The organism is Sulfidibacter corallicola (assembly GCF_017498545.1).
Taxonomy (GTDB): domain Bacteria; phylum Acidobacteriota; class Holophagae; order Acanthopleuribacterales; family Acanthopleuribacteraceae; genus Sulfidibacter; species Sulfidibacter corallicola.
On sequence record NZ_CP071793.1, the window covers coordinates 1205794 to 1218260 of the forward strand.

The following is a 12467-nucleotide window of genomic DNA, read 5'->3' on the forward strand; positions in this document are numbered from 1 at the left end:
CGTTGTACAGCAGAAGACGCGCGAAGTGGTATCACATCCTTTTGATCGGGATGTTCTTTTTCGTGATTCTCATGCCCGGCATCGATATGCTCGTCGGCATCGACCGCACGCCCGTCGCGGGCACCACCGCACCCTTTCCGGAGTACCGGGGCGGACTGCGGGGGCTGGCCAGCCTGCCCGGTCAGTTCAAGTGGTATTTCAGCGACAACTTCGGGTTCCGTCCCTTTTTCATCCAGCTTCACGGCCTGTACAAGGCCCATTTTTGGAAGGCCAGCGGGTCGGGCAAGGTGCTCCTGGGCAAGGAAGGCTGGCTTTATTACCGGGACGAGCAGACCTTGGACGACTATCGCAACCTGTATCCCTTCGATGAGAAGAGCCTCGGGACCTGGGTCGACATGCTGGCCGCACGCCAACGCTTCTGCGATGCGCGGGGCATCGACTACGTGTTCTCCATATCGCCAAACAAACCTGGCATTTATCCCGAGTACCTGCCGGATGGCTGGGCCCCGTTGGCTCGCCCCAAACGGCTGGATCAACTACAGGCGGCGGTGGCCCGGCGCCTGCCGTCGGTCCACATGGTCGATGTGCGACCGGCCTTGCTGGCGGCCCGAAAAGACCACTTGATCTACTATGAGACCGATACTCACTGGAACCAACTGGGCGCATTCGTGGGATACCGAGAGATCATGGCGGCGCTGGCCCAGAGATACAGCGACTTGGACGTGCCCTCGCTCGAAGACATCACCATCGAGACCGAGCCCAGCGATGGTGGCGACCTGGCGCGGATGATGGGTCTCAAGTTCGTGACGGACGAGCCCTTGGTCACGCCAGTTTTCCCCCAGGCCAGGCAGGTGATTCGAGAGAAGGATGGCACTCCGTTGGATGTGGCGGTCAAGGATATCCTGAAGGGAGAAGAGGGACTGGTGACCCTTTGCGAAGAGGGCGAGATCGAATCGGCCGTCGTGATCCACGATTCCTTCGGGCAGGCGTTGATTCCCCTGTTGGCGAGGCACTTCAAGCGCGCCACCTTCGTTTGGTCCAACAGTTTCGAGCCCGAATTGGTGGAGAAAGAGAAGCCGGCCGTCGTCATTCAGCAGTTGGTGGAACGGCGCTTGGTGAATTGGGAACCCGAGCCCGAATTCGAGGCCCCCGCGAAGCCGACCAACTAAGTTCCCGTTCAGGCCGAGGGCTGAATTGCCGGACAAATGGGCTCAGGGGAGAAACCAATCGAAGCGAACCAGCGGGCATGCCCGGCTCGATTTCGAGAAAGAAACAACGCAAAGCGAGGCAGCATGGTGTGCTCGGCTTTCGAAGAGAGTCGTCGGGCCAGGTAAGTGTGGCGGCTCGCCGCACATTCCGAAGCCGAATGCGTCAATGCTCCCGCTACAGGCGATGCTTCGCTCTTTTAAATCCCGAACATGCGAACCGTGAATTGCTTCGACAAGTCGGACCAGCGGCCTTACCGGCCCTGCCCATCCTACCGCGGTACCGACTCTCAAAGCATGCGGGAACTCTGATCATGGATCGCCTCGACAAGTTCAGCCAGCGGGCTTACCGCCCCTGCTGAACCTACCGGGCACGACGTATCTTTCGGCATGCGGGGGCTCCGACAACCTTTTTTTCAAATGAGCGGAAGAGGTCGGGTCTCGTCAACTTGGGAACAGCGACGTGACGGCCTCGACCGCTTTTTGGAATCGTTCCTCCCAGCTTCCGCTGATGACCACGTACGGGAATCCCTTCGATTCCAGAAGATCCCGGCAACGCTCGAAAAAGGCGCGGCGCTCTTCCGGAAGGTAGCGAACGGAATCGTCCACGTAGGGCACATCGACGTCGGTCAGCAGATGGAGGTCGTAGGCGTGGGCCGCGGCCGCCTCTTCGATCCAAGCGGGGCAATCACCGAACAGTGTGCGGCTCCAGATGGTCGTGAGCCAGAGGTTGGTATCGCACACCAGGAGGCGGTTCGCGTTCGGCGCGGTGGCTCGCTCGGCGGCGATCTGGCCCCGCGCGATGATCTCGATGTCCGCCGATTCGATCGCGCCGCCCTGCGCTTCCAGGTGTGTGCGCGCATACTCGGGCACCGCCGCCGTGTGGAAATGCGCGGCGAGATCGCGTGTGAGCGTGCTCTTTCCCGTCGATTCGGGGCCGAACACACAGACGCGTTTCGCGAAATAGGGCCGCACCACCCTCGGAAGGTATTTCCAGTGTCGCCAAGGATCCGCTCGGATCGAGGTCCCGCTGATCGGCACCGTGGTGCGGTCGGGATCTACCGGGACGTAGCGTGCGCCAAGCTCGTCGGCCAAACGGTGGCCGTAGGTTTCGGAAGCGAAAACGAATTGCGGCGATATCGGCAGGACCTCCAACAACGCCTCCCGCCAGAGATCCCAGAAACGGGGGTGCTCGTGCGGATATTGCGGCAGCTCTCGGTCGAGATGGATCACCTCCGCCCCAGGCATGAGTTGCTTGATCCAGCCATGTCGCAGGTGGCCCGGAATCGGCTCGCTGGCGAGCGTGCCCACCACCACGAAAAGGCGGTCGCACCAGGACTGGGCGAAGTCCAGCAAATAGAGGTGTCCGAGATGTGGTGGCAGGAATTTGCCGAGCACGAGACCGGTTTTGGTGTTTTCAGGCATGGCGTTCCTCGCGGGTTCTTTGTCGCTGCGCGTCGGTTTCATGGTGGCGCGTACTTGTGCCAAGCCGATTTCCCCGCAAGATGCCCAGGGAATCCAGGAAGTTCGCCAAGTAGGCACGATCGACTTTGGGGCAAAGGGGTCCTGGATGTCCCAGCGCCCCGCAGGTGGCCGCCTCGCTGAAGCGGACACCCGTGCTGCCGAACAGCCGGTATGCGGACGGGTGTCTGGTGTCCGGCTGGCAGAGGTCCAGGCACAGGTCGAAGCCCTGGGTTTCGTGTTGATCCCTCGCCCTGCCAGCCATGTCTTCGAGCCGTTGCGTAAACCGATTTCGGGAAACCGAATCCAGGTGCACTCCCTGGTACCGCATCGCGTGGGCGAGGTCGGCCAGGCTGACGGGACGTCGATTGACGATGTGAACACAGTCTTCGAGGCAATCTCGGTCCAGCAACTCGGTCGCGATGCGGACCGCGGTCCCGATGGGTGTGACGTCGGTCCATAGTCCCGGCAGCGGATCGGGCACGCAACCCAATCGATGCAAGGCTTTCAGGAACATGGCCAGATTGTCGGATCGGGTGAGGACGCCTGTGTCCGGATCGGCCGTCAGGAGACCCAGCCGAACCACCGTGGTCCTTCCCGGATGATCCAGCAGGCGCACCAAGCGCTCCGACGCCCATTTGCTGGCCGCGTAACCTCCGCGGATCCGCCCTGCCTTGGGCAAGGGGGTCCGTTCGTCGATGGTCTCCGGCGAGGGTCGACAGCCGCTGACCGCGATCAGGGAGCCGCCGAAAAAAAAGTGTTTGGGCCTTCCGATTCTGCAAAGTTCCATCGCGTGGGCGGTGCCGACGACATTGGTCTCGCGCAAGGCGTGGTAATGAGCCGTCCCGCTCAACGAGGCACCCAAATGACAAATGGTATCGATCCGTTCACCGAGGGTCCGCCAGTCCATGGGTGACAATCCCAACTTCGGTCGCGTCAGGTCGCCGTAGATCACCGTCAGGCGCGACTGCATTCGTGCGGCGGCCGGCGCAACGTCGGTGCCCAGCAGGCCACATATCCTCTCGCGGGCAGCGTCGCGATCGGAGCCGCGAACCAGTACCGTGATGTGCCGGGAACTGTGCGTCAACAGGCGGCGAAGCAACGGCAAACCGAAAAACCCCGTGGCACCCGTGAGCAACACCCGGGTGTTTTGCGCCGGATTGGGACCGGTGAATCTGGGTTCGGGTGGGGGGAGCGTGCTCAGGATTTGGCGAACGTCTCGTTCGAGATCGGTTACCTCGCAGTAATCGTGGTCCGAGGTCTCGCGTTGGGAGGCGGAAGCCAAATAGGCCACTTGGGATGCCATGGTCGGATGGGTCCAGATGGCCGAAGCCGGTAAAGCCAATCCTCGGCTCCTGGCTGCGAACGAAAGTCTGAGCGCGGCCAGGGAGTCACCGCCCATTTCGAAGAAATCGTCGGAGCCGGCAAAGCCGCTTTTCCCCAAGACATGGTGCCAGAGTTCGTCGATGGTCGCTTCGAGCTTCGCCGGGCACCGGTCGGGTTTTTCTTCGTCGTTTCGATCGAGGCGTGGCGCCGGTTCCACCCGGTCCGCGTGAACCATGTCGGCCAAACGCGTCAGGTCGGTTTTGCCGGATGCGGTCTCCGGCAGCGATTCCCGTTGGATGAATGTGGCCGGCACCATCCAATGGGGCAGTCGCTCTTCGGCAAACCGGGTCAGCTCGTCCCCGTCACAGCCGTCCTTGCACACCACGAACGCGATCAAAACGGCATCGGCATCCTGGCCCGAGCGGATCACGGCGGCGCGGGACACGTTGGGATGCTTCGAGAGCTGACTTTCGATTTCCTCCGGGGCGATCAGGCGGCCGCGTAATTTGAGTTGCCGATCGCGGCGACCCAAAAACTCGAAGTTGCCGCCTTCGAGTTCGCGCACCAGATCGCCTGTTCGATACCAACGCGTGCCGTCGTGTGTGATGAATCGCCGTTCGGTCAGGTTCGGCGCATTGCGGTAACCGCGCGCCAACTGGGGGCCGGCGATCCACAATTCCCCCATCTCACCCGGGCTGCACGGCTCGCCACCTTCCCGACTGACGCGATAATGGTTGTGGGGGAAGGGGAGGCCGATGAGCGCCCGGTTCCAGCTTGCATCACAGACCGTCAATCCGGTGCAGACCGTCGCCTCCGTGGGGCCGTACACGTTGACCAGCCGCAATCGGGAACTCCAGGCGCGGATGACTTCCTCGGCGCAAATTTCGCCGCCGATGACCACCGTGCGCAATGTGGCCGGCAACCGGCTCGTGGGCAGAAAGGGGAGCAACGCGGGCGGCAGGTCCACGTGGGTGATTCCGTGGGTTGCAAGCCAGGTCGGCAACCCAGGCCCCGGCGTGAGGCGGGCCCGGGGTTCGATGTGCAGGGCCGCGCCCGAAAGCAGGCTGCAGCCGATGTCCGAAACCGAGGCGTCGAAGGCCGGAGAAAGCAGCCACAGCAGCCTGCTTTCCGCAGACATCCGAAAGGCCTCGATTTGCGCCTCCAGCATCGGCACGATCCCGCGATGGCAGACCTCCACGCCCTTCGGACGACCGGTGGTTCCGGAGGTATAGATGAGGTAGGCGAGTCCATCGTCCGAGAAAGCGCGCGCTACCTGCGGCGTGTGCCTCGTGTTGTTCCTGGGTTCGGGATCCGAAGCCCTGCGAATCGCCAAAGACGAAAGTTCCCCAGGTGCGCCTTCTGTCCGGAGCAGCAAGCGGGGACGGGCGTCCTGCAGCACCGTCTGGCGCCGCTGTTCCGGCCAATTGGGATCCAGAGGCAGAAAGGCCGCTTCGGCGAACCAACAACCCAACATGGCGATGACGAAATTCGGGCAGCGACCCATGTCCAGGGCCACCACGTCCTCCGGAGTGGCGCCCTCCCGACGTAACCGGAAACCCAAGTCGCGTGCGGCATCGAACAGTTCCCCGTGACTCAGGAGCACTTTTCCGCAGAGCACCAAAGCCGGACGGTCGGCCAATCGGCGGGCGATCGCCCCATAGCGAGCCAGGAAGTGGCCCGCGGGCGGCGATCCCGTGGCGGCCGGGGGGTCTTGTGACACGAAGCCAGGGCTCTCCTTGGATGCGAGGCCGCTCATAGTCGACCTCGTCCCCAGTTGCCGATCTCGTCCGGGCCCATGTGATCCGCAAACGTCGATCCACGAGAGCGGTTGTCCACGTTCGGCGCACCGCGACCCCGTTCGTGGTCTTCGCGGTGAACCGTGCGGAAGTCGACGCTGAAGCGCGTCCGACCCACGCTGTGCGGTCGTGTCCGGTGCAGGTGGGCGCCGGCGAAAATGATCAGGTCCCCGGCCTTGGCCTTCACGGCCTCCACCCGTTGCGGCTCGATCTCCTGTCTCAGTTGCGGGTAGGTGGAACTTCGGTCGCGTTCGGCGTTCTGCCAGCCGATCTTGCGGTCCCAGTCGTCCTGGACCCAGTCGTCGTAATCGAAGCACTCCGAATCGTTGCGCACCGGCCGATCGAAATACTCCGGGTAGAACTCGAAGCTGTCTTCCGGACCCATGTCGTGAAGCGCCAGGGACCAGGTGATCTGCGCCTGCGGATTGGCGTACCAGGTATCGCGATGGGGGTAATAGACCGGCGCCGCCTTGGGATCGCGAAAGCCACCGTCGGTGATGACCCGCAGCCGCATGGGATCGCAACGATGCGCTTCGCGCTGGAAGCCGCAGGCCTGCAAGAGGTCGAATACCGCGCGATGGTAGGGTTCGGTCCCGTAGAATCGCTTGCGTAGGTGCCCGATCCGCGAATAAAAACCAGGTTGATCCAGTCGGAATTGAGCCTCCCTGGCCGGCCCACTTTCGCCCAACTGCGCTTCGACGATCGCCCACATCTCGGCGGCCAATCGCCGCGTGGATGCGGTGGCCTCAAGGTGGAACACGTGGCCGTCGTACAGCATGGCCCTGGCCGTCGCGGAATCGGCCGGCAGGCGATCCTGGAAAAAGCCGAGGTCCGGGCTTTGCGGCATGGTTTTCATAAGGGCCTCCTGGCGATGCAGATACAGCGTGCGTGACCCATGTCCAATGGATCTCCGTCGGTGCCGCCGAACAGTTGGACGTCGCCAAAGCCTGCGGCGGCCAGCAGCTCGGCCAATTGGCTCGGTAGGTACAGTCTCACCGAAGAGGGGTTGGTGCGCCTGCTTCCATCGGGATGGACGATGGTCCACACCTGATCCAAGGATCCGCAGGCCAGATTCAGCGTGCTCTCCCGCAGGACGAGCCACTCGCCTTCGGTGGTGGCCCGACGCCGCACCATCACGGGTTGAAAGTGGGCGATCAGGTGGGCCATGTTGGGGAATTCCACCGCATAGGCGGCACCGGGTCGCAGCGATTCGAAGGCCCTGCGCGCCATGGCGAGGTTGGTTTCGTCGTTGGGACCGTTGCCGAAGCTGGTACCCCAATTGACGCCGGCATGGCAGGGTTCGGGGCTTCGGAAGCGCGTGGCATCGGCCGCCTCGAACCGTGCGGCCAGACCCAGTTCTTCGGCCTTGGCCCGGGCGCGTTCCGTATAGCGGGCGCACTGGTCGACCCCGATCACGCGGAGGCCCTCGGCCGCCAGGGCCAGGCTTTGGGTGCCGATGCCGCAGCACTGGTCGAACAGCAGGTCTCCGGGCTTCAGGTCGAGCATCCGCATCAGGAATCGGATTTCCCGTGCAAGGGCATCTTCGGATTGCCGCGTCAAGAACAGGTCGGCAATCGCATCGTCGTACAGGGTTTCCCACCAATTGGCTCGTGGTTCGCGCGTGACTTCGTTCATGATTCCCTATTTCCTGAAAAAGCGTTCTTGCAGCGCCGTTGCGGAAAGCAACGTCATCAGCAGCGGATCCCGACCGGATCCGGGTTCGAAACGACGATGGGGCAACCGATCCAAGAACCGCCGAACCTTGGCATGGTCGAAAAAGGGCAGGTCCCGGCAGGCTTGGCTTCGCAATCGATCCTGAACGATCTCGTGGGCGCGATCCGAGGGATCTCGCCACAGCGGCGGTGCCATGAAGGGATGCTTGCGGCGGGCGTAAACCTCCGCGGTCAAATGAGGGTGCATGGATTCGCGCAGGATGTGTTTCTCGATGAGATCGGTCGTTCCGCCAACCCGATTTGGGTGGATCTTCCAATCCAGGGGAAGTCGCCGCAACACATCGAACAGCACGTGATCGAGAAAGGGCAGCCGCCCCTCGACGGAGTGGGCCATTTCGGCGCCATCGCCGAGCGTCTTCAAGATGTACTGGGCCAGCGCGGTTTTGCTCCAGAGGTAACTGGACTGATCGACCGGGTGGCGATCCGCGAGTTGGCCCTGTAGGTCGAAGGATTGAAGCAGGTTCGCTTCGAAGGTCGTGACGGGATGGCGATCCTGCAGATCGTCTCGGAGGAATTCGCGCAGGCGGTAGCCCATGGCGGCCTTGGCCTCGAGAAAGGCGGGCACGAACCCCAGCGTTCGTCGGGTCATGGCCAGCGGCCAGCCGGCGGATTGGGTGAGCATGATGCCCCGGGAGGCTGGATTCGCATCCAACAGGCGGTGCTCCATGTCGGTACCCATGGCGTGGTGACGCAACCAGTCGAGCCGGAAATGGGGATAGCCGGCCAACACCTCGTCGGACCCTTCGCCGGTGAGCGCCACTTTGAAGCCGGCTTCGCGAATGGCGCGAGACAACAGGAACTTGGCGCTCAAGTGGCCGTTGATGGCCAATCCCTCGCTGTAATACACCGCGTCGGGCAAGCGCTCGAGCAGGTCCCGTTGGGTAACCGGGATTACCGTCAGCGGGGCTTCGAGAGCGGCGGCGGTTTGGCGCGCCAGGGAGGTTTCGTCGTAATCGGCGTCACTGAAGCCAATCGTGAAACAGGTGGGCGGTGTGCCGCGGACCCGCTTCACGAGGGCGGCGACCGTGCTCGAATCCAGGCCGCCACTCAAATGGCAACAGACCGGCACGTCGGCTCGCAGGCGATGGGTCACCGCTTCTTTCAGCGCGTCACGGAAATCCTGAATCGGCGTCTCGGAATGATCGTTCGAGGGGTTTCCGGTCTGGCGATAGTCCAGGTCCCAATAAGGGCGCTCTTCGACGACGTCCTGGTGGATGCGGAGCAGGTGGCCCGGACGTACTTGGCGAACGCCGCGAAACAGGCTTTGCTCCGGCAGAAGATACTGGAAATGAGCTGCTTGTAGGAACGATGCCTCGTCCCATCCGGGGGCCGGGCCCATGGCGAACAGAGCTTTGGCCTCCGACGCCAACAGGATGCGGTTTTGGAAGCGGGTGTACACGAGGGGCTTGATGCCGAAGCGATCGCGCCCAGCGAACAGGCGCCGATACCGGTCATCCCAAAGTAGGAAGGCGAATTCACCGCGCAGGTCCTCCAGGCAGGCCGCGCCCTTTTCCTCATAGAGATGTACCAGGATTTCGCTGTCGGAACGGGTTTGGAAGCGGTGGCCGCGCCGCTCCAGGTCCGAGCGGATGCGTTCGAAGTCGTAGAATTCGCCATTGACCACGGCGCTGATGGAACCGTCTTCGTTGTGAAGGGGTTGACGACCGTTCTCCCCGCCGATGATGCGCAAGCGCGTGTGGCCCAGAGCGATGCGGCCAGACGGGTCGATCCAGCTACCGCGCCCGTCCGGGCCGCGGTGGTGCAAAGCGGCCAAACCGGACGACACATCGGCCGCCGAGGCGCCTCCGTCCAGGGAGTAGATGCCCAGAATGCCGCACATGGCTGCCTCCTTCACGCGGATCGGTGGGATGGGGTTTTGCGGCCAAAGCCGACCTGAAATCAAAGGGGATGAAGCGGGAATTCGGGGTCGGGGACCAGAAACGTTTTTCGCGATTCCGCTCGCTCGAACGCATCCCGGAACGCTTCGATGGGCAGGGCCTCCCCAAGCAGGTCGTTCAGATCCAGGCGGTTGTCGCACAGCAGCTCCAGAGCCGACGTGAAACAACCGTAAAACACGGGTTCCAGTACGATTCTGCGGCGCACGGCCAAGGCCAGGGGGAGATCGAGATTCCGGTCGGCGCGGCTTTTCAGCACGATGGTTCCTTCCGGCCGCACCGCGTGAAGCAGGCGTGCCAAAAGATCTGGCTGGGGGCAGGTTTCCACCGCGAAATCGAAAGCATCGGCGGGAAGTTCGGTATCGCCGGTTCCCAGAATGTGGATGCGCTCGAAGCCGTGTGCGGCCAAAATGCGCTGGGTGAGCCCGGCAATGCGGTTGTCGCCGTAGATCAGCCCCGTTTGTCGGGGATGAATGTGCGCTTGAAGCACCGCGGCGGATGCGGCGACCGGTTCCAGGTAGGCCGCGTGGCGCCACGGCAGGGTATCGGGAATGGGAAGCAGGGTGGATGAGGGGACGGACACGAAGGTGGCGAAGGCGCCATCTCGCTGCAAACCCAAATAGTTGGGCTGTGCACAAAGCCGGGATGGTCGTGCCCGGCAGGCCGGGCAGGCGCCGCAGGGAAGGACCGGGTTGACCGCCACTCGAGTTCCCAGGGGCAGGGTCTCGTGCTTTGACACCACGATGCCCGCAAACTCGTGACCCAGAACGCGGCCCTGTGGGACACCGAGAAGTCCGCTGGCCGCGGCGATATCGGTGCGACACACGCCCGCGAGCGCGACGCGCAGCAGCACTTCGCCCGCGGCTGGTGTGGGCAAGGGACGCGAGGCGAGTGTGGCGTGGGCACCGTTGGCGACCACGGCGGACATCAGGGAGGGAAGTTCGACGGTTGGAGCGGGCGAGGGCGAAATTCGGAAGGACATGGTTCACCTCCGCGGGAAGGGTAGGGGCGATATAGGCCGTGTCGGTCGCAGCGGCGATGTGATAAGATAGTGGCGCTGTGCCACTATTGGGCGTGTTTGAATAGTGGCATAGCGCCACTATTGTGTCAACAGGTTTTTCATGGACGAGTCCCGCTTCCTCGAACAATACGACATCCACCGCTTCGATGTGCCCCTGACCACCATTGACGTGGTTTGCTTCAGCTTGGTCGGAGAAACCTTGCACCTCCTGCTCGCACGGCGCGCCCACATGCCCTTTCACGGCGCTTGGGCCCTGCCGGGCGGTTTCATCGACCTCGCCGTCGATGGGAACCTCGACGATACCGTCGTCCGAAAAGTGGCCGCGAAGACCGGCATTCGCATGTCCTATCTGGAACAGGTCGAGACCATCGGCAACGCGGACCGCGATCCGCGCGGATGGTCCGTGACCTGTCTCTACCTGTCGTTGCTCGACCCCCAATCGAGGGAAGATCAGCAGGTAGACCAAAAACATGAGACTCGCTGGGTCGCACTGGATGACCTCGACGCCTTGGCCCTGGCGTTCGATCATGACCTGTTGGTCGAGAAGGCGGTTGCGAGGCTGCGGTCCAAAGCCCGCTATTCGTCTTTGCCGCTACATCTGCTGGCCGAGACCTTCACCCTCCAACAGGCCCAGCGCGTGTTCGAACTGGTCTTGGGTACACGCTTGGAGAAAAAGAGCTTCCGCCGCCGGCTGGGCGAGGCCGCGATACTCGAGGAGACCGGCGAGACCCTCGCCACGCGAACGCGGGGTGCCGCGCTCTATCGGTTGCGGCCCGACCACCGCGAACACCTGTTCCCGCGAACCATCGGCTGAGGTGTCCCATTTCAGGGGCGGCTCGTCTTCAGGCGATCAATCGCTCCACCGACCAGAACAGACCGAACCCGCCGATGATCAGCGAAATCGGCACGGCCAGACGGGGCCGGAAGAAGGTTTTCTCGCGAAACCAACCCACCGCCAGGAAGGCCAGGGCGATGACCGACAATTGACCCAGTTCGACGCCCAGGTTGAACGCGAACAGGGCGGGCATGAATTGGCCGCGCGGCAGGCCCAGCTCACCGAGTACGCCCGCGAAGCCGAGACCGTGCAACAGGCCGAAACCGAACACGATGCCCACGTGCGTCGCTTTCACCTTTCTATGGAAGATGTTCTCCACCGCGATGTAGACGATGGAAACGGCGATCAGGATCTCGACCGGCTGCGGTGGCAGACGAATCAAATCGGCCGCGGCCAGCCCCAACGTCAGGGTGTGGGCCAGGGTGAAGGCGGTCACCATGGCGACCAGCGGCTTCCAGCGACCGCAGAGCAGAAACAGGCCGAGCACGAACAGGATGTGGTCCAGACCGAAGGGCAGGATGTGCACGAACCCCAGGTAGAGGTAGCGGGTGAGCACTTCGAGCAGGGCGGGCGTGCGGGTGAGGTCGAGGGAAATGGGGGCGCTGCGCTCTCCCTGGGCCAACAGGACCGGGCCCATCGAGGTGGAGGCCTGGGGAAAGACGAGCTTCACGGGAGGAAAGGCGCGTGAGGCAAAGAAACCGAAATTGGCGCTGTTTTCGGGCACGGTACCCGTAAAGCGGACCCAGGTACCCAAATAACTGATGTCTTCGTCGTCCCTTTGGTGGTTCGCCGCCTGGATGTCCACGGAAAATGGTGCCGGTCGATCGTCGAAACGGATGCGAATGCGGCGCTGGAAAAAGTCGTCCATGTTGGCGAGCAGTCGACCCCGCTCCGCCTCGTGCATGGATTCCAGCCGGGCCGCGAGCTCCGCATCGTCGCTGGACTGCGGCACACCGAGCGCCAGCGCGTCGAGATCGCACTGCATGTCGATGACGAAGGAACCATCCTCGAAGGTGACGCGCGCTTCGGAGGTGGTGAATTCGTGGGCTTGGACGAGCAGCGGCGCCAGGAGAAATATCGGCAGAAGGGGGACGAGTTTCATGGTGTCGGTACCTCGGGCATGGGGAAAAGTACGGCGGAAAGGGAAGAGAAGCGCTGGAAAGACGACCGGGCCCGCGGGTCGACGGAACGCCGC

9 protein-coding genes are annotated in these 12467 nt (G+C 63.0%); 2 read left to right on the plus strand and 7 right to left on the minus strand.

What is annotated here, in order from left to right; translation table 11 throughout:
* The first annotated feature begins 2 nt into the window (after positions 1 to 2).
* On the plus strand, positions 3 to 1169 hold the full coding sequence (locus tag J3U87_RS03535) for an alginate O-acetyltransferase AlgX-related protein (protein WP_237381649.1): 1167 nt from the start codon (positions 3 to 5) through the stop codon (positions 1167 to 1169).
* A 480-nt stretch (positions 1170 to 1649) separates the two neighbouring features.
* On the opposite strand, the gene J3U87_RS03540 is transcribed toward J3U87_RS03535, so the two are convergent.
* Genes J3U87_RS03540 through J3U87_RS35175 form a run of 6 tightly spaced genes read right to left on the minus strand, consistent with a single transcriptional unit; the run spans position 1650 to position 10398 of the window.
* The gene (locus J3U87_RS03540) at positions 1650 to 2630 is read right to left on the minus strand and encodes an AAA family ATPase (RefSeq protein ID WP_237381650.1); all 981 of its coding nucleotides are present in this window, start codon (positions 2628 to 2630) and stop codon (positions 1650 to 1652) included.
* On the minus strand, positions 2623 to 5712 hold the full coding sequence (locus J3U87_RS03545) for a non-ribosomal peptide synthetase (RefSeq protein ID WP_237381651.1): 3090 nt from the start codon (positions 5710 to 5712) through the stop codon (positions 2623 to 2625). Before J3U87_RS03545 ends, J3U87_RS03540 begins: the two co-directional genes overlap by 8 nt.
* A gap of 32 nt (positions 5713 to 5744) precedes the next feature.
* Positions 5745 to 6644 (minus strand): phytanoyl-CoA dioxygenase family protein, encoded by a 900-nt coding sequence (locus J3U87_RS03550; protein WP_237381652.1) that lies wholly within the window; start codon positions 6642 to 6644, stop codon positions 5745 to 5747.
* Entirely contained in the window at positions 6641 to 7423 is a 783-nt protein-coding gene (locus J3U87_RS03555; RefSeq protein ID WP_237381653.1) for an SAM-dependent methyltransferase, read from the minus strand. The genes J3U87_RS03550 and J3U87_RS03555 overlap by 4 nt, the downstream gene beginning before the upstream one ends.
* 6 nt (positions 7424 to 7429) lie before the next feature.
* On the minus strand, positions 7430 to 9361 hold the full coding sequence (gene asnB / locus J3U87_RS03560; protein WP_237381654.1) for an asparagine synthase (glutamine-hydrolyzing): 1932 nt from the start codon (positions 9359 to 9361) through the stop codon (positions 7430 to 7432).
* 59 nt (positions 9362 to 9420) lie between these two features.
* Entirely contained in the window at positions 9421 to 10398 is a 978-nt protein-coding gene (locus J3U87_RS35175) for a zinc-dependent alcohol dehydrogenase (RefSeq protein ID WP_237381655.1), read from the minus strand.
* Positions 10399 to 10537: 139 nt separating this feature from the next.
* Between J3U87_RS35175 and J3U87_RS03570 the strand changes: the two genes are divergently transcribed.
* The gene (locus J3U87_RS03570) at positions 10538 to 11251 is read left to right on the plus strand and encodes an NUDIX domain-containing protein (RefSeq protein WP_237381656.1); all 714 of its coding nucleotides are present in this window, start codon (positions 10538 to 10540) and stop codon (positions 11249 to 11251) included.
* Positions 11252 to 11279: 28 nt separating this feature from the next.
* On the opposite strand, the gene J3U87_RS03575 is transcribed toward J3U87_RS03570, so the two are convergent.
* On the minus strand, positions 11280 to 12374 hold the full coding sequence (locus J3U87_RS03575; RefSeq protein WP_237381657.1) for a HupE/UreJ family protein: 1095 nt from the start codon (positions 12372 to 12374) through the stop codon (positions 11280 to 11282).
* Positions 12375 to 12467 lie beyond the last annotated feature (93 nt).

Coding starts and splice junctions, on each gene's coding strand:
- J3U87_RS03575 (WP_237381657.1), bottom strand. CDS start 12,374: ATGAAACTCGTCCCCCTTCTGCCGATATTTCTCCTGGCGCCGCTGCTC.
- J3U87_RS35175 (WP_237381655.1), bottom strand. CDS start 10,398: ATGTCCTTCCGAATTTCGCCCTCGCCCGCTCCAACCGTCGAACTTCCC.
- J3U87_RS03555 (WP_237381653.1), bottom strand. CDS start 7,423: ATGAACGAAGTCACGCGCGAACCACGAGCCAATTGGTGGGAAACCCTG.
- J3U87_RS03570 (WP_237381656.1), top strand. CDS start 10,538: ATGGACGAGTCCCGCTTCCTCGAACAATACGACATCCACCGCTTCGAT.
- J3U87_RS03550 (WP_237381652.1), bottom strand. CDS start 6,644: ATGAAAACCATGCCGCAAAGCCCGGACCTCGGCTTTTTCCAGGATCGC.
- J3U87_RS03540 (WP_237381650.1), bottom strand. CDS start 2,630: ATGCCTGAAAACACCAAAACCGGTCTCGTGCTCGGCAAATTCCTGCCA.
- asnB (WP_237381654.1), bottom strand. CDS start 9,361: ATGTGCGGCATTCTGGGCATCTACTCCCTGGACGGAGGCGCCTCGGCG.